The 15565-nt window shown below is 66.0% G+C and carries 13 protein-coding genes; 1 reads left to right on the top strand and 12 read right to left on the bottom strand.

Annotation, left to right across the window (positions count from 1 at the left end; translation table 11 throughout):
* Positions 1-108 precede the first annotated feature (108 nt).
* Both AC07NY_RS05260 and AC07NY_RS05255 read right to left on the bottom strand, forming a co-directional pair.
* On the bottom strand, positions 109-1533 hold the full coding sequence (locus AC07NY_RS05260) for an FAD-binding oxidoreductase (protein ID WP_494582302.1): 1425 nt from the start codon (positions 1531-1533) through the stop codon (positions 109-111).
* Positions 1530-2855, bottom strand: a complete 1326-nt coding sequence (locus AC07NY_RS05255; RefSeq protein WP_494582301.1) for a cytosine deaminase — start codon at positions 2853-2855, stop codon at positions 1530-1532. The genes AC07NY_RS05260 and AC07NY_RS05255 overlap by 4 nt, the downstream gene beginning before the upstream one ends.
* A gap of 189 nt (positions 2856-3044) precedes the next feature.
* On the opposite strand from AC07NY_RS05255, the gene folD reads away from it, so the two are divergent.
* On the top strand, positions 3045-3905 hold the full coding sequence (gene folD / locus AC07NY_RS05250) for a bifunctional methylenetetrahydrofolate dehydrogenase/methenyltetrahydrofolate cyclohydrolase FolD (protein WP_494582299.1): 861 nt from the start codon (positions 3045-3047) through the stop codon (positions 3903-3905).
* Positions 3906-4043: 138 nt separating this feature from the next.
* Here the strand turns inward: folD and lpdA are convergent, their stop codons facing one another.
* From lpdA to AC07NY_RS05200, 10 genes are all read right to left on the bottom strand, one after another.
* Complete coding sequence (gene lpdA, locus AC07NY_RS05245; protein ID WP_494582297.1) at positions 4044-5447, bottom strand: dihydrolipoyl dehydrogenase; 1404 nt, start codon at positions 5445-5447, stop codon at positions 4044-4046.
* A gap of 37 nt (positions 5448-5484) precedes the next feature.
* A complete protein-coding gene (locus tag AC07NY_RS05240) occupies positions 5485-6228 on the bottom strand; it encodes an SDR family oxidoreductase (RefSeq protein WP_494582295.1) in 744 nt (247 codons plus the stop codon).
* A 115-nt stretch (positions 6229-6343) separates the two neighbouring features.
* A complete protein-coding gene (locus AC07NY_RS05235; RefSeq protein WP_494582293.1) occupies positions 6344-6727 on the bottom strand; it encodes a hypothetical protein in 384 nt (127 codons plus the stop codon).
* A gap of 10 nt (positions 6728-6737) precedes the next feature.
* On the bottom strand, positions 6738-7964 hold the full coding sequence (gene odhB / locus AC07NY_RS05230; RefSeq protein WP_494582292.1) for a 2-oxoglutarate dehydrogenase complex dihydrolipoyllysine-residue succinyltransferase: 1227 nt from the start codon (positions 7962-7964) through the stop codon (positions 6738-6740).
* Positions 7965-8070: 106 nt separating this feature from the next.
* Positions 8071-11028, bottom strand: coding sequence for a 2-oxoglutarate dehydrogenase E1 component (locus AC07NY_RS05225; RefSeq protein WP_494582290.1), 2958 nt, complete (start codon positions 11026-11028; stop codon positions 8071-8073).
* Between the two features lie 181 nt (positions 11029-11209).
* Complete coding sequence (gene sucD, locus AC07NY_RS05220; RefSeq protein WP_494582288.1) at positions 11210-12094, bottom strand: succinate--CoA ligase subunit alpha; 885 nt, start codon at positions 12092-12094, stop codon at positions 11210-11212.
* Between the two features lie 24 nt (positions 12095-12118).
* The gene (locus AC07NY_RS05215) at positions 12119-12409 is read right to left on the bottom strand and encodes a hypothetical protein (protein WP_494582287.1); all 291 of its coding nucleotides are present in this window, start codon (positions 12407-12409) and stop codon (positions 12119-12121) included.
* 5 nt (positions 12410-12414) lie between these two features.
* Positions 12415-13611: an ADP-forming succinate--CoA ligase subunit beta gene (gene sucC / locus AC07NY_RS05210; RefSeq protein WP_494582286.1), complete on the bottom strand. Its 1197-nt coding sequence runs from the start codon at positions 13609-13611 to the stop codon at positions 12415-12417.
* Between the two features lie 78 nt (positions 13612-13689).
* Positions 13690-14652: a malate dehydrogenase gene (gene mdh, locus AC07NY_RS05205; protein WP_492285083.1), complete on the bottom strand. Its 963-nt coding sequence runs from the start codon at positions 14650-14652 to the stop codon at positions 13690-13692.
* A gap of 311 nt (positions 14653-14963) precedes the next feature.
* Positions 14964-15563 carry a TetR/AcrR family transcriptional regulator gene (locus AC07NY_RS05200; protein ID WP_061969969.1) on the bottom strand — a complete coding sequence of 200 codons (600 nt, stop codon included), beginning with the start codon at positions 15561-15563 and terminating at the stop codon, positions 14964-14966.
* Positions 15564-15565 lie beyond the last annotated feature (2 nt).

The raw sequence follows: 15565 nt of genomic DNA, 5'->3' as shown, positions 1-15565 counted from the left end.
GCAAAGCGGCGCCGATCCGGGATCCATCGTAGAGCTCCGGCGGCCTTCGATGGATCCCGGGTCAAGCCCGGGATGACGGAGAGGTTCCCTGCAAACTCGACACGATCCTTAGCCGACCCCGGCCTCGCTGAGGCTGCGGAACAGGAAGGTCTTGCCCGAGCGGTAGTCGTAGCTCGGGTCTTCCCAGGCGATCATCTTGCCGGGATTGAGCAGGCCCTGCGGATCGGCCTCGCGCTTGAAGGCGAGCTGCGTCTCGTCGGTCTGCTTCATGCCGCCCTCCTCCAGCGTATAGCGATGCGGGTTGAAGATCGGCGCGCCCATCTCCTCGTGGATCGCCATGATCTCCTCCAGTCGCTCCTCCGTGGTGAAACGCACCAGCGGCAGGCCGAAGCAGGTGATCTTGCCGTCGAAACGCACGAATTCGAGATGGCAGGTCACCTCGTCGCCGAAGCGGGCATGGATCTTGTCCACCAGATCGACCTGGTTGGGATAGGGATAGAGAACCTGCAGATAGGTGATCGCCGGATCGACGCGCAGGGCCCTGAGCGTCGTGTGGTTCCAGCCGAGTTCGTAAGCAGGCGGCAGGCCCTTGGCATCCTCGGGCGCGAGCTTGTCGGTGCGCAGCAAGAGCTCGGCGCCCTTGAAGCGCCGGGCATAGGCGCAAAGCGCGTCGACCGCGAAATCGGCCGCCATGACGATGACGAGATGACTGTCGCGCGGCAGGAATTTGCGGTGGCGCAGGAAATAGTCATGCGGGGCCGGAGCAGCGACGACGCAGAGGTTCTTCAGCGCGAGCCCGTCCTGCTCGCCGACCGCATTGGCGAATTCGGTCGCAGCCCGCAGGTCCTCGAAGCCGACGATGACATCGACCCAATTGTAGGCCGGGCCGAGCGGCATCTCGACCTCGGTGATGATGCCGTTGGTGCCATAGGCATGGGCGACCTTGTGCAGGTCCTCGCCGGAGAATTCGAGGATGCGCGGGCTTGCCTCCATCGTCGCGACCTTGAGCCGGATGATGTTGCCCCAGTCGCGCAAGCCGCCCCATTTGATCGAGCCGACGCCGCCCGAACCGCCAGCGATGAAGCCGCCGATCGAGGCCGTCTGGTAGGTCGAGGGATGCAGGCGCAGTTCCTGCCGCGAATGCGCCCGCGTCTCGTCGTCGATCCGGGCCATGATCGCGCCGGGCTCGGCGACATAGCGGCCGGCGGCGATCTCCTTGACCTTGTTGAAGCCGGAGAGATCGAGCAGCACGCCGCCGGAGAGCGGCATCGCCTGCCCGTAATTGCCGGTGCCGGTGCCGCGCGGCGTCACGGGGATGCCGAGTTCATGGCAGACGGCGAGCACCTGCACGACCTCCGCCTCGCTCGTCGGCGAGACCACGATATCGGCCACGACATGGTCGAGCTGGCGCTTCAGGATCGGCGAATACCAGAAGAAATCGCGGCTCTTCTGCTTCACCAGCGCCGCGTTCTCCTCGGTGCGGATGCCACTGATGCGGCTTTTCAGCGTGGCGATGTCGTAGCGTGCGGTCATGATGCTCTGCCCATCAGATGGTCGAGTTCGCGGTAGTCCGGCAAGGTCCGGTCGATCGCTTGGCCGGAAACCAGCACGGTGCGGTCGGCCTGCGGCCGGGAGAAGAGTTCGGTCCAGTCGCGCGCCCGCGTCAGGATGAGATCGGCCGGTGCGCCGACCGCGATGACGCCGGCTTCGATGCCCATCGTCTCGGCCGGCGTACGTGCCACCGCATTGGCCCAGTCCAGCCCGGAATGATCGAGCTGGAGGATGCGCGTGCCCTCGCGTAGCACCTCGACGAGATCGAGATCGCCATAGGCGTAGAACGGGTCGCGCGTGTTGTCGGAGGCGATCATCACCGGCACGCCGGCCGCCTTCAATTCATGCAGCGCCGTGACCCCGCGCCAACGCGGCGTGCGGCCGGGCTGGCGATCCTGCAGGTACATGTTGCACAGCGGCAGCGAGACCACGGCGATGCCGGCCTCGCGGACCTTGGCAATGATGCGCGCCTCGTCCTCCGGCGTCTGCAGCGCCAGGGAACAGCAATGCCCGCACAGGATGCGGCCGGTGAAGCGATGACGCAGGGCCGCGTCCGCGATGTGCTCCAGCGAGCGCGCCGCCGGGTCGTTGGTCTCGTCGACATGGAAATCGAGATCGAAGCCGTTCTCGATCGCCGCCCGGAACAGGATGTCGAGCGCCCGGTCGAGCTCCGGGATCATGTAGGTCACGCAGCCGAGCAGCCTGTCGCCATGCGCCTTCACGGCGCTGACAATCGCCGCCATATGCGCCGGTTCGAGCGCGGCATCGGCGCCGAAGAGCGGCGAGGCCTGAAGAGCGATGCGCCCGGCCCATTCCGCCCGCAGTTCCGCATAGACCGGCCAGGAGATGCCGATCTGCTTGCCCAGCGAATCGAGATGCGTCCGCATCGCCGCCGTGCCATGCGCGAAGGCGCCGCGCAGCGAGAAATCCATGCGTGCCCGCACATCCTGAGCCGACCAGTTCGCCTCGCGATCGGCGCCGACGGTATTCAATGCTCCCGGAAAGGTGCCGTCCGGATTGGGACTGCGCGGCCAGATATGGCCCTTGTCGAGATGTACATGGCAATCGACGAGCCGCGGCAGCACGATGCCACCATCGAGGCTCAAAACAGCTCCGGCCCCAGCGACTGACGTTACGGCAGGCTCGATCGCGGCCACGCGGCCATCGGCGATCGCAAGATCGACACGCGCCAGCCCATTGCGGTCAGCCGGGATATCGATGCCCTCGATCAGGCATAAGGGCACGCGCAGGTCTGTCAGGCGAAAGGCAGGCGCATCGGGCAGGCGGGCGAAACCGGTCGTCACGTTGTTTCGCCTCTGCTGCCTCTCAAGCTCCGGTTCGGAGATACCGGGCCGATGGAACAGCCGCAAGCCGCGCTGGCCCATCCTCCCCTGCTGATGGCGTCGCAGCCGGGAAAGCCGTGCATTCGGACTTGTTCAGGCGGGCGGGATCGCGCATGAGGGCGGCGTCATCAGCCAACATGAGGTCGGACCATGACCGGCGACGCCCGCATCATCGACGGCAAGGCCACCGCCGCCGCGCTCAGGGCCGAGATCGGCCGCGAAGTCGCGGCGATCAAGGCGGCGCGGGGCATCGTGCCCGGCCTCCATGTCGTCCTCGTCGGCGAGGATCCAGCCAGCAAGGTCTACGTCGCCTCGAAGGAGAAGCTCGCGGTCGAGATCGGCATGAACTCGGTCGCCCACCGGCTGCCGGCCGATACGACCGAGGCCGAGCTCCTCGCCAAGCTCGCCGAGCTCAACGCCGATGACAGCGTCGACGGCATCCTCGTGCAGCTTCCGCTGCCGAAACATATCGATACCGGCCGCATCATCGACGCCATCGACCCCGCCAAGGATGTCGACGGCCTGCACCCGATCAATGCCGGCCTGCTCGCCGGCGGCAAGAACGGGCTCGTGCCCTGCACGCCGCTTGGCTGCATGCTCTTGCTGAAGCAGGCCCTGCCCTCGCTGTCCGGCCTCGACGCCGTGGTGATCGGCCGCTCCGAGCTGGTCGGCCGTCCGGTCGCGCAGCTCCTGCTCCAGGCCGATTGCACCGTCACCATCGCCCATTCGCGCACGCGCGACCTGCCGGCGGTGGTGAAGCGTGCCGATATCGTCATTGCTGCGGTGGGCCGCCCGCGCATGGTCAAGGGCGACTGGATCAAGCCCGGCGCGACCGTGATCGATGTCGGCATCAACCGCCTGCCCGACGGCAAGCTGACCGGCGACGTCGATTTCGCGGAGGCCGTGAAGGTCGCGGGCGCGATCACCCCGGTCCCCGGCGGCGTCGGCCCAATGACCATCGCCTGCCTGCTCAAGAACACGCTGACGGCGTTCCACGCCCGGCGCGGCTGAACCTAGTAGCCAGCGAGGCCGCTACAAGCGGTCCGATTTTTCCCTCAGTTGGTCCTCGAACGAAAAAAGGAGCTGCAATCCTGCAGCTCCTTTTTTCTTGTAGCCGGGCCGCGCCAGAGGCACGGCCCGCCAGCCCGATCACATATGGATCTGGCGCTTCTCTACGGCCATCGCGGCTTCCTTCACGGCCTCGGCCAGCGTCGGATGCGCGTGGCAGGTGCGGGCGAGGTCTTCAGACGAACCGCCGAACTCCATCAGCACGGTCACTTCGGCGATCAGGTCGCCGGCATGCGGGCCGATGATGTGGCAACCGAGCACGCGGTCGGTCGCGGCATCGGCCAGCACCTTCACGAAGCCGTCGGTATGGCGCATGGCGCGGGCGCGGCCATTCGCCGTGAACGGGAACTTGCCGACCTTGTAGGCGACACCGGCAGCCTTGAGCTCTTCCTCGGTCTTGCCGATCGCGGCGACTTCCGGCGCCGTATAGACGATGCCGGGAATCGCGTCGTAGTTCACATGGCCGTGCTTGCCGGCGATGATCTCGGCGACCGCGACGCCCTCATCCTCGGCCTTGTGCGCCAGCATCGGCCCGCGCACGACGTCGCCGATAGCGTAGATGCCGGCGACATTGGTCTTGAAATGGTCGTCGATGACGACGCGCCCGCGCTCGGTCGCAACGCCCGCCTTGTCGAGGCCGAGGCCATCGGTGTTCGGACGACGGCCGATGGCGACCAGCACGATATCGGCATTGAGCGTCTTGGCCTCGCCGCCGGCCGCCGGCTCGACGGTGACGGTCGCGCCCTTCTTGCCGGTCTCGACCTTGGTAACCTTGGAGCCGAGCTGGAAGGTGAAGCCTTGCTTCTCCAGGATGCGCTGGAACTGCTTGGCGACCTCGCCATCCATGCCGGGCAGGATGCGGTCGAGGAACTCGACGACGGTGACCTTGGCGCCGAGGCGGCTCCAGACCGAGCCGATCTCGAGGCCGATCACGCCGGCGCCGACCACGACCAGTTCCTTCGGCACGGCGCCGATCTCAAGCGCGCCGGTCGAGGTCACCACAGTCTTCTCGTCGATGGTGACGCCCGGCAGCGGCGCCGATTCCGAGCCCGTCGCGATGACGATGTTCTTAGTCTCGATCTCCTGCGTCTTGCCGTCATCAGCCGTGACGACGACCTTGCCGGCGGCGGGGATCGAGGCGGTGCCGTGGAAGGCATCGATCTTGTTCTTCTTCAGCAGGAAGCCGACGCCGGTGACGTTCGCGTCGATCGTCTCCTGCTTATGGGCCATCATCGCCTTGAGATCGAGCTTCGGCTTGCCGACGACGATGCCGAGCTTCTCGAAGGTGTGGCCGGCTTCCTCGAACATCTCGGAAGCGTGCAGCAGCGCCTTGGACGGGATGCAGCCGACATTGAGGCAGGTGCCGCCATGAGTCTTGCGCTTCTCGACCACCGCGACCTTGAGGCCGAGCTGGGCGGCGCGGATGGCGCAAACATAGCCGCCGGGGCCGGTTCCGATGACGACGAGATCGTAGGCCGCAGCCATGGTGATTTCCTTTCCTGTGTTCGAATGCGGCGGCGCTTCAGCGCCCGCCGGTCACGTTCAAGACGGTTCCGTTGGTGTAGGAGGCCTCATCCGAGAGCAGCCAGGCGATCGCCTGCGCCACCTCGCGCGCGGTGCCCTCGCGCTTCATCGGAAGCTGGTCGCGCAAGGCAGCGACGCGATCGGGCATGCCGCCGCTAGCATGGATCTCCGTATCGATGATGCCGGGCCGGACGGCATTGACCCGAATGCCCTCGGCGGCAACCTCGCGGGCCAAGCCAAGGGTGAAGATGTCGATGCCGGCTTTTGCTGCGGCGTAGTCGAGATATTGCCCGGCGCCGGCCAGCACCGCCGCGGCGGAGGACAGGTTGACGATGCCGCCGCCCTGCCCGCCATGGCGGGTCGACATGCGCTTCACCGCCTCGCGGGCGCAGAGGAAGCTGCCGGTCAGGTTGATCCGGAACATCCGGTCCAGCCGGGCGAGTTCCATCTCGTCGAGGCGCTGCGGGGCATCGATGACGCCGGCATTATTGACCAGTGCCGTCAGCTGCCCGAACTTGTCCGCTGCCGCGAAGATCGCGGCGACATCGGCCTCATTGCCGACATCGCCCTTGACCGCCACGGCCTGCCTGCCCTGCCGGAGCACGGCCGCGACCGTCTCAGCCGCAGCTTCGGCATTCGCCTGATAGTTGACGACGAGATCGTAGCCGCGCTCCGCGAGCAGGATCGCGGTCGCCCGTCCTATCCCGCGGCTTCCACCCGTGACGATCGCAACGCCCGACACGTGCCCTCCCGCGCAGTCAGAAATCGATCACGGCGGCACGGATGGCGCCGGCATAGACGCCGAGACCGGTTCCGATGTTGCCGAGATCGTGGGACATGGTTTGACTATCCCGGTTTCAGGCGCAGCGGCGCAAACGCGCCAGTGCCGTGGGCACGAGGGCCAGAAGCCCGATGATGTCGGCGATCATGATCTTGCTGATCGCCGGGCCGTAATTGCCGACGATAAGCGCGACAATGATGAAGCTGGCCATGCTTGCGGCTGCGACGAGCGCAGCCACATCGCGCAACTCCGAGAGGAGCGCGGCCGCAAGCAACAGCACACCGACGATGCCGAACAGGACCGCGCGATGCCGCAGCAGGATTTCGAGATCGGGATTGGCGATCTCGAAACCATAGAGCGCTTGCAACCGGCCGACCCCGGCGACACCGATAGTCGGCAACAGGTTTATGATGCCGGCGACGACAAGACCGATGACGACGAGTTTTGCCGGAACCGCCATTGCGGCATTCTCAGAGATCGAGGACGAGGCGCGCCGGGTCCTCCAGGCCTTCCTTGATGCGAACGAGGAAGGTCACGGCTTCCTTGCCGTCGATGATGCGGTGGTCGTAGCTGACCGCGAGATACATCATCGGGCGGATCTCGATCTTGCCGTTCACGACGACCGGACGCTCCTGGATCTTGTGCATGCCCAGGATCGCGGACTGCGGCGCGTTCAGGATCGGGGTCGACATCAGCGAGCCATAGACGCCGCCATTCGAGATGGTGAAGGTGCCGCCCTGCATCTCCTCGATCGAGAGCTTGCCGTCGCGAGCCTTCTTGCCGAACTCGCCGATCTTCTTCTCGACGCCGGCGATGGAGAGCTCATCGGCATCGCGCACGACCGGAACCACCAGGCCCTTCTCGGTGCCGACGGCGACGCCGATATGGTAGTAGTTCTTGTAGATGATGTCGGTGCCGTCGATCTCGGCATTGACCGCCGGGATCTCCTTCAGCGCCTGCACGCAGGCCTTCACGAAGAAGCCCATGAAGCCAAGCTTCACGCCGTGCTTCTTCTCGAACACGTCCTTGTACTGGTTGCGCAGCGCCATCACGCCGGACATGTCGACCTCGTTGAAGGTCGTCAGCATCGCGGCGTTGGACTGGGCTTCCTTCAGGCGGCGCGCGATGGTCTGGCGCAGCTTGGTCATCTTGACGCGCTCTTCGCGGGCGCCGTCATCCGGCGCCGACGGGGCGCGGATGGCGACCGGCGCAGGCGCGGCGGCCGGGGCGGCAGCGCCGCCGGTCGCGATCGCGGCGAGCATGTCGCCCTTGGTCACGCGGCCATCCTTGCCCGAGGCAGCGACCTTGGACGGGTCGACGCCGCTCTCGGCGGCGAGACGCGAGACGGCCGGGCCGGAATCGGCGGCCTTGGTCGCGGCAGCCTTCGGGGCTTCGGCAGCAGGAGCCGGAGCAGCGGCGGGCTTGGCCTCGGCCTTCGGAGCAGGCGCAGCAGCAGCGCCGCCTTCGGCGATCATGCCGAGCAGAGCGCTGACGCCGACCGTGTCGCCTTCCTTGGCGACGATCTCGCCGAGCACGCCGGCGGCCGGCGCGTTCACTTCCAGCGTCACCTTGTCGGTCTCGAGCTCGACCAGGGGCTCGTCGGCCTTCACCGCATCGCCCGGCTTCTTGAACCACTTGCCGATGGTGGCCTCGGAAACGGATTCGCCGAGGGTGGGTACGCGGATTTCGGTCGCCATGTCAGGCCTCTGTTGTCTCGTTCTCTGGCGGCAGGTTCGGCACCGGCTAGGGCGCCGATGCGGCAATGAAATCCGGCAGCGCGTGGAGGCGCCGCCGGGAAGGATGTCAGGCCGCGAGGGCCTCGTCGAGGAAGGCGTTGAGCTGGGCGAGATGCTTGGACATCAGGCCGGTCGCGGTCGCGGCCGAGGCCGGGCGGCCGACATAGCGCGGACGCTTCGACTTCGAGCCGGCATGGCCGAGCACCCATTCCAGATAGGGCTCGACGAAGGTCCAGGAGCCCATGTTCTTCGGCTCCTCCTGGCACCACACCACGTCGGCGCCCTTGAAGCGCGCCAGCTCCTGCGCCAGCGTCTTCAGCGGGAACGGATAGAGCTGCTCGACGCGCATCAGGTAGACATCGTCGACGCCGCGCTTCTCGCGCTCCTCCAGCAGGTCGAAATAGACCTTGCCCGAGCAGAGCACGACGCGGCGGATCTTCGAGTCCTTGACCAGCTTGGTGGTCGACTTAGCCCGCTCGGCATCGTCGGCCAGCACGCGGTGGAAAGTCGAGCCCTCGGCGAGGTCGGCGAGGTCGGAGATGCAGCGCTTGTGGCGCAGCAACGACTTCGGCGTCATCAGGATCAGCGGCTTGCGGAAGTCGCGCTTCAGCTGGCGGCGCAGGATGTGGAAATAGCTCGCAGGCGTCGAGCAGTTCGCCACCTGCATGTTGTCCTCGGCGCACATCTGCAGGAAGCGCTCCAGGCGGGCGGAGGAGTGCTCCGGCCCCTGCCCCTCATAGCCATGCGGCAGCAGGCAGACGAGGCCGGACATGCGCAGCCACTTGCGCTCGCCCGACGAGATGAACTGGTCGAACACGACTTGCGCACCGTTGGCGAAGTCGCCGAACTGCGCCTCCCACATCGTCAGCGCATTCGGCTCCGACAGGGTGTAGCCGTATTCGAAGCCGAGCACGGCCTCCTCCGAGAGCATCGAGTTGATGACCTCGTAGCGCGACTGGTCCTCGCGGATATGGTTCAGCGAGGTGTGGCGGGCTTCCGTCTCCTGGTCGATCAGCACCGAATGGCGCTGCGAGAAGGTGCCGCGCTCGCAATCCTGGCCGGAGAGACGGACCGGATTGCCGTCGAGCAGGAGCGAGCCGAAGGCCAGCGATTCAGCCGTCGCCCAGTCGATGCCCTCGCCGGCCTCGACCGCCTTCTTGCGATTGTCGAGGAAGCGCTGGATCGTCTTGTGGACGTTGAAGCCGGCCGGAACGGCGGTGATCTTCTCGGTGATCTCCTTCAGCGTCTCCGCCGGCACGCCGGTGGCGCCGCGGCGCGGATCGTCCTCGTCGGCGCGGATCGCCTTCATGCCGGCCCAGCGACCGTCGAGCCAGTCCGCCTTGTTCGGCTTGAAGGCCTGGCCCGCGTCGAACTCGACCTCGAGCCTGGCCTTCCAGGCGGCGCGCATCTCGTCGAGCTCGCCGGCGGCGATGACGCCCTCGGCCTCCAGCTTCGCGCCATAGAGTTCCAGCGTCGACTTGTGGCCGCGGATCTTGCGGTACATCAGCGGCTGGGTGAAGCCCGGCTCGTCGCCTTCGTTATGGCCGAAGCGGCGATAGCAGAACATGTCGATCACGACCGGCTTGTGGAACTTCTGCCGAAACTCGATCGCGACCTTGGCGGCGAAGACCACCGCCTCCGGATCGTCGCCGTTCACATGGAACACCGGCGCCTCGACCATCTTCGCCACGTCGGACGGATAGGGCGAGGAGCGCGAATAGCGCGGATAGGTGGTGAAGCCGATCTGGTTGTTGATGATGAAATGCAGCGAGCCGCCGGTGCGGTGGCCCTTCAGCCCGGAGAGACCCAGGCATTCCGCCACGACGCCCTGGCCGGCGAAAGCCGCGTCGCCATGGATCAGCAGCGGCAGCACCTTCGAGCGCTCGACGATATCGCCGAACTGGTCCTGCTTGGCGCGCACCTTGCCGAGCACGACGGGATCGACGATCTCCAGATGCGACGGGTTGGCGGTCAGCGAGACGTGGACATTGTTGCCGTCGAACTCGCGATCCGCCGAAGCACCGAGATGGTACTTCACGTCGCCTGAGCCCTCGACATCGTCAGGCGCGAAGGAGCCGCCCTTGAACTCGTGGAAGAGCGCGCGATGCGGCTTGCCCAGCACCTGGGTCAGCACGTTGAGGCGGCCGCGATGGGCCATGCCGAAGACGATGTCGCGCACGCCGAGCGCGCCGCCACGCTTGATGATCTGCTCCAGCGCCGGAACCAGCGCCTCGCCACCGTCCAGGCCGAAACGCTTGGTGCCGGTGAACTTGAGGTCGAGGAACTTCTCGAAGCCTTCGGCCTCGACGAGCTTGTTCACGATCGCGCGCTTGCCCTCGCGGGTGAAGGCGATTTCCTTGTCCGGCCCCTCGATGCGCTCCTGCAGCCAGGCCTTCTGCTCGGCGTCGGAGATGTGCATGAATTCGATGCCGACCGTGCCGCAATAGGTCCGCTGCAGCACCGCGACCATCTCGCGGATGGTGGCGAACTCCATGCCGAGCACGTTGTCGATGAAGATCTTGCGGTCGAGATCGGCGTCGGTGAAGCCGAAGGCGCCCGGCGACAGTTCCTCATGGTCGGTGCGGCTCTCGATGCCGAGCGGGTCGAGCTTGGCATGGAGATGGCCGCGCATCCGGTAGGCGCGGATCAGCATGATCGCGCGCACGGAATCGCGGGTCGCCTGCTGCACGTCGGCGGCGGAGAGCGCCGTGCCGGCGGCCTTGGCCTTGGCGCCGAGCTTGTCGGAGATCACCTTCTCGACGACGGCCCAGTTGCCGTCCAGCGCCGAGACCAGCTCGCCATTGGCGACGACCGGCCAGTTCGGCTTCTTCCAGGACGCGCCCTTGGCGTTCTGCAGGACGGCTTCCTTGTCGTCCTTCAGCGCGCCGAAGAAGCTCTGCCACTGCTCGTCGACCGACTTGGGATCGGCCTCGTAGCGGGCATAGAGATCCTCGATATAGGCGGCGTTGCCGCCATAGAGGAAGCCGGTCTGCGCGAGAGCCTCGTTGATGTCCTGGCGAGCCATGATGCTCCTGCCTTCCTTCGCCGCTTAAGCCATGTCCGAACCCTTGCCCGGACATCCTTTTAACTTGCCGTCATGCCCGGGCTTTACCCGGGCATCTCTTGCCGTTTTGCCGTAGCCTCCTCCGGGGCGAGATGGCCGGGTCAAGCCCGACCATGACGCGCCCTGAAGAGGCGTCTGGGCCTCAGCCCTTCAACACTTCGACCAAGGTCTTTCCAAGGCGCGCCGGCGAGGGCGAGACCCGGATTCCGGCCGCTTCCATCGCAGCGATCTTGTCCTCGGCGCCGCCCTTGCCGCCCGAGATGATCGCGCCGGCATGGCCCATGCGGCGGCCGGGAGGAGCCGTGCGGCCGGCGATGAAGCCGACCATCGGCTTCTTGCGGCCGCGCTTCGCCTCGTCCTTGATGAACTGCGCCGCGTCCTCTTCGGCCGAGCCGCCGATCTCGCCGATCATGACGATCGACTCGGTCTTGTCGTCGGCCAGGAACATCTCGAGCATGTCGATGAACTCGGTGCCCTTGACCGGGTCGCCGCCGATGCCGACGGCCGTGGTCTGGCCGAGGCCCTCGTTCGTGGTCTGGAACACCGCCTCATAGGTCAGCGTGCCCGAGCGCGAGACGATGCCGACATTGCCCGGCTTGAAGATGTTCGCCGGCATGATGCCGATCTTCGACTGGCCGGCGGTGACGACGCCGGGGCAGTTCGGCCCGATCAGGCGGGTCTTGGAGCCGACCAGCGAACGCTTGACGCGAACCATGTCGAGCACCGGGATGCCCTCGGTGATGCAGATGACGAGCGCAATCTCCGCGTCGATCGCCTCGCAGATGGCATCGGCCGCGCCCGGAGGCGGCACGTAGACGACGGACGCCGTGGCGCCGGTCTTGGCCTTGGCCTCATGCACGCTGTCGAAGACGGGCAGGCCGAGATGGAGCGAGCCGCCCTTGCCCGGCGAGGTGCCGCCGACCATCTGCGTGCCATAGGCGATCGCCTGCTCGGAATGGAAGGTCCCGTTCTTGCCGGTGAAGCCCTGGCAGATGACCTTGGTGTTCTTGTCGATCAGGATGGACATGAATGATCCTAACTAATTGAAGTCTCAAGAGACCTGCGGCGGCCGTTCAACAAATGAGGCGCAGACAATCCCCAACGTCCACGGAAACATCAAAGCCAGAATGGACCCGCCCACGAAGAAGAATGCCAGACCGGCTCCTTGCGGCTCGGCAAGCCCCGAAAGCCAAACAAGGAAGCCCACTGCAATCGCAACGGCCAGGAAAACACCCAGGAACCAGAACGCCAGAAGGCTATGCCCTCTCAACCTCAATCGCCGAGCGATCAAGTATGAGATCAGCCCCAGCGCAACGCCGCCTGCGGTGAGTTCCGGCGACATGCTCCTCAGGCCTTCTTGATCGCGGCGACGATCTTCTGCGCGGCGTCGTCGAGGTCGTCGGCGGGAATGACGTTGAGGCCGGACTCGCGGATGATCTGCTTGCCTTCCTCGACATTCGTGCCTTCGAGGCGCACCACCAGCGGAACCTGAAGGCCGACCGCCTTCACCGCGGCGATGACGCCACGCGCGATGACGTCGCACTTCATGATGCCGCCGAAGATGTTGACGAGGATGCCCTTCACCTTCGGGTCGGCGGTGATGATCTTGAACGCCGCCGTCACCTTCTCTTCGCTGGCGCCGCCGCCGACGTCGAGGAAGTTCGCCGGGCTTTCACCGTAGAGCTGGATGATGTCGAGCGTCGCCATCGCGAGGCCGGCACCGTTGACCATGCAGCCGATCGTGCCGTCGAGCGCGATATAGGCGAGGTCGTACTTGGAGGCCTCGATCTCCTTCTCGTCCTCTTCCGTGGTGTCGCGCAGCGCAACGACCTCGGGGTGACGGTAGAGCGAGTTCGAGTCGAACGAGACCTTGGCATCCAGGCACTTGAGCTGGCCCTGGGTGGTCACGATCAGCGGGTTGATCTCCAGCATGTCCATGTCCTTGGCCACGAACGCGCTGTAGATCTGGCCGAGCACGGTGCCGGCCTGCTTGGCGAGGTCGCCCTGCAAGCCGAGGATGCGCGCCATGGCGCGGCCGTGATGCGGCATGATGCCGGTCGCCGGGTCGACCGAGAAGGTCTCGATCTTCTCGGGCGTGTCATGGGCGACGGCCTCGATGTCCATGCCGCCTTCGGTCGAGATGACGAAGGCGATGCGCGAGGTCTCGCGGTCGACCAGCGCCGAGAGGTAGAACTCCTTCTCGATGTCCGAGCCGTCCTCGATATAGAGGCGGTTGACCTGCTTGCCGGTCTCGCCGGTCTGGATCGTGACCAGCGTGTTGCCGAGCATCTCCTTGGCGTGGGCCTCGACCTCGGCCACCGACTTGGCGAGGCGAACGCCGCCCTTGGCGTCGGCCGGCAGTTCCTTGAACTTGCCCTTGCCGCGCCCGCCAGCGTGGATCTGCGACTTCACGACGTAAAGCGGCCCCGGCAGCTTCTTGGCGGCCTCGACCGCCTCCGCCACCGTCAGTGCCGGGAAACCGGCCGAAACGGGCGCGCCGAATTCCTTGAGGATGGCTTTGCCCTGGTATTCGTGGATGTTCATGTGCTCGGTTTCCCTGACAGCGACAACAATTGACGAAAGGGCGGCCGCGCGTCTCCGCGCCGCCGCCCTCGCTCTAGATCACGCGAGTGACGAGTCGATGTTCTTGCAGGCGTCGATCAGGCCCTGCACCGAAGCCACCGACTTCGCCAGCATCTCCTTCTCGGCGCCGTTGAGGCGGATCTTGACGACGCGCTCGACGCCCTTGGCGCCGATCACGACCGGCACGCCGACGAACATGTCCTTGACGCCGTACTGGCCCTTGAGCGCCGCAGCGGCCGGCAGCACGCGCTTCTGGTCCTTGAGATAGCTCTCGGCCATCGCGATCGCGGAAGCCGCCGGGGCATAGAAGGCCGAGCCGGTCTTGAGCAGGTTGACGATCTCGCCGCCGCCCTTGCGGGTGCGCTCGACGATGGCGTCCAGCTTCTCCTGCGTGGTCCACTTCATCTTGACGAGGTCCGGCAGCGGGATGCCGGCGACGCCCGAATAGCGGACCAGCGGCACCATGTCGTCGCCATGGCCGCCGAGCACGAAGGCCGAGACGTCCTTGACCGAGACCTGGAACTCCTCGGCGAGGAAGTGGCGGAAGCGGGCGCTATCGAGCACGCCGGCCATGCCGCAGATCATGTTCGGCTTCAGGCCCGAGAACTTCTGGAGCGCCCAGACCATCGCGTCGAGCGGGTTGGTGATGCAGATCACGAAGGCCTTCGGGGCATACTGCTTGATGCCCTCGCCGACCGACTTCATCACCTTGAGGTTGATGCCGATCAGGTCGTCGCGGCTCATGCCGGGCTTACGCGGCACGCCGGCGGTGACGATGATCACGTCGGCGCCCTTGATGTCCTCGTAGGAGTTCGTGCCCTTGTAGCCGGCGTCGAAGCCGTCCACCGGAGCGGACTCGGCGATGTCCAGGCCCTTGCCCTGCGGAATGCCCTCGGCGATGTCGAACAGGACGATATCGCCCAGTTCCTTGAGGCCGGCGAGGTGAGCGAGCGTGCCGCCGATCTGGCCGGAGCCGATGAGGGCGATCTTCTTACGGGCCATTGCCTAGTCCTTTGTTTCTGGCGCTACCATCGATCCGGCCACTGCCGGCTTCGACATTCAAAATGCCTTGGCGCTGCGACAGGCCGGGGACCCGGCCAAACCGTGCGTTCCTTTGGCCCAAACCGGCCTTTTGCCGCAACCCTCGCCGCAAAAGCGGCTTTTCTCGGGCATCGGGCGCCTCGCGCGACACCGCGCGAGAGCGGCTTATATTTTTCAATAGCTTAGAAGGGAGCCACAACCGCACTCGGTTCCAAGAGGAACGAAATCAGGCAATTACAATTTACAGAAATTGTAATTGGTCACCAGATTATTCACACGATCCCGCTGCCGAGCACCCGCAGGATCACCCGGATCAGGGTCGAGAGCCGCGTATCGACCGAAGCCTGCGGCACATCCGCCTCCAGCGCCAGCGAGGCCGGATGGATGAAGCGGTTGGTGGCATCGATCACGAAGGCGATCGCCCGGTCGCGGTCGCGTGGCTCGAACACGCCGGTCGCCATGCCCTCGTCGACCACGCGCTCGAACAGGGCACGCACGCGGGTCCGGTTGCGCCGGCTGATCGCGTGCCGCTTGGCCACCGCCAGCGACAAGGCCGCGAAGAGATGCGGCTCCTCGGTCAAGAGGTCGCGATTGGCCTTGGCCAGCGCCAGGATCAGGCGCTCCAGCTTGTCGTCCGCAGGATCGGGCCCGTCCGCGACATCGGCGAGCCGGCGCTCCGTCGCCTTCAGCCAGACATCGACGACGGCGTCGATCAGCGCGCCCTTGGAGGGGAAGTAGCGATAGACGTTGGCATGGGTCATGCCCGCCTCTTCCGCCACGGCGACGACGGTGAAGCGCTTCAGCCCGAACTTGCGCAGATGCTCGCCGGCGACCGTGAGGATGCGGGTCTCGCTCGGCTCGCGCTGCGGCATCG

The organism is Allobosea sp. GW821-FHT09G06 (assembly GCF_059416005.1).
This window is presented reverse-complemented; position numbering and strand designations above follow the sequence as displayed.

Bases quoted from the DNA above. Each gene is read 5' to 3' on its own strand.
- odhB (WP_494582292.1), bottom strand. From the start codon at position 7,964: ATGGCGACCGAAATCCGCGTACCCACCCTCGGCGAATCCGTTTCCGAG.
- sucD (WP_494582288.1), bottom strand. From the start codon at position 12,094: ATGTCCATCCTGATCGACAAGAACACCAAGGTCATCTGCCAGGGCTTC.
- AC07NY_RS05260 (WP_494582302.1), bottom strand. From the start codon at position 1,533: ATGACCGCACGCTACGACATCGCCACGCTGAAAAGCCGCATCAGTGGC.
- AC07NY_RS05235 (WP_494582293.1), bottom strand. From the start codon at position 6,727: ATGGCGGTTCCGGCAAAACTCGTCGTCATCGGTCTTGTCGTCGCCGGC.
- AC07NY_RS05200 (WP_061969969.1), bottom strand. From the start codon at position 15,563: ATGCCGCAGCGCGAGCCGAGCGAGACCCGCATCCTCACGGTCGCCGGC.
- sucC (WP_494582286.1), bottom strand. From the start codon at position 13,611: ATGAACATCCACGAATACCAGGGCAAAGCCATCCTCAAGGAATTCGGC.
- AC07NY_RS05215 (WP_494582287.1), bottom strand. From the start codon at position 12,409: ATGTCGCCGGAACTCACCGCAGGCGGCGTTGCGCTGGGGCTGATCTCA.
- folD (WP_494582299.1), top strand. From the start codon at position 3,045: ATGACCGGCGACGCCCGCATCATCGACGGCAAGGCCACCGCCGCCGCG.
- mdh (WP_492285083.1), bottom strand. From the start codon at position 14,652: ATGGCCCGTAAGAAGATCGCCCTCATCGGCTCCGGCCAGATCGGCGGC.
- lpdA (WP_494582297.1), bottom strand. From the start codon at position 5,447: ATGGCTGCGGCCTACGATCTCGTCGTCATCGGAACCGGCCCCGGCGGC.
- AC07NY_RS05225 (WP_494582290.1), bottom strand. From the start codon at position 11,028: ATGGCTCGCCAGGACATCAACGAGGCTCTCGCGCAGACCGGCTTCCTC.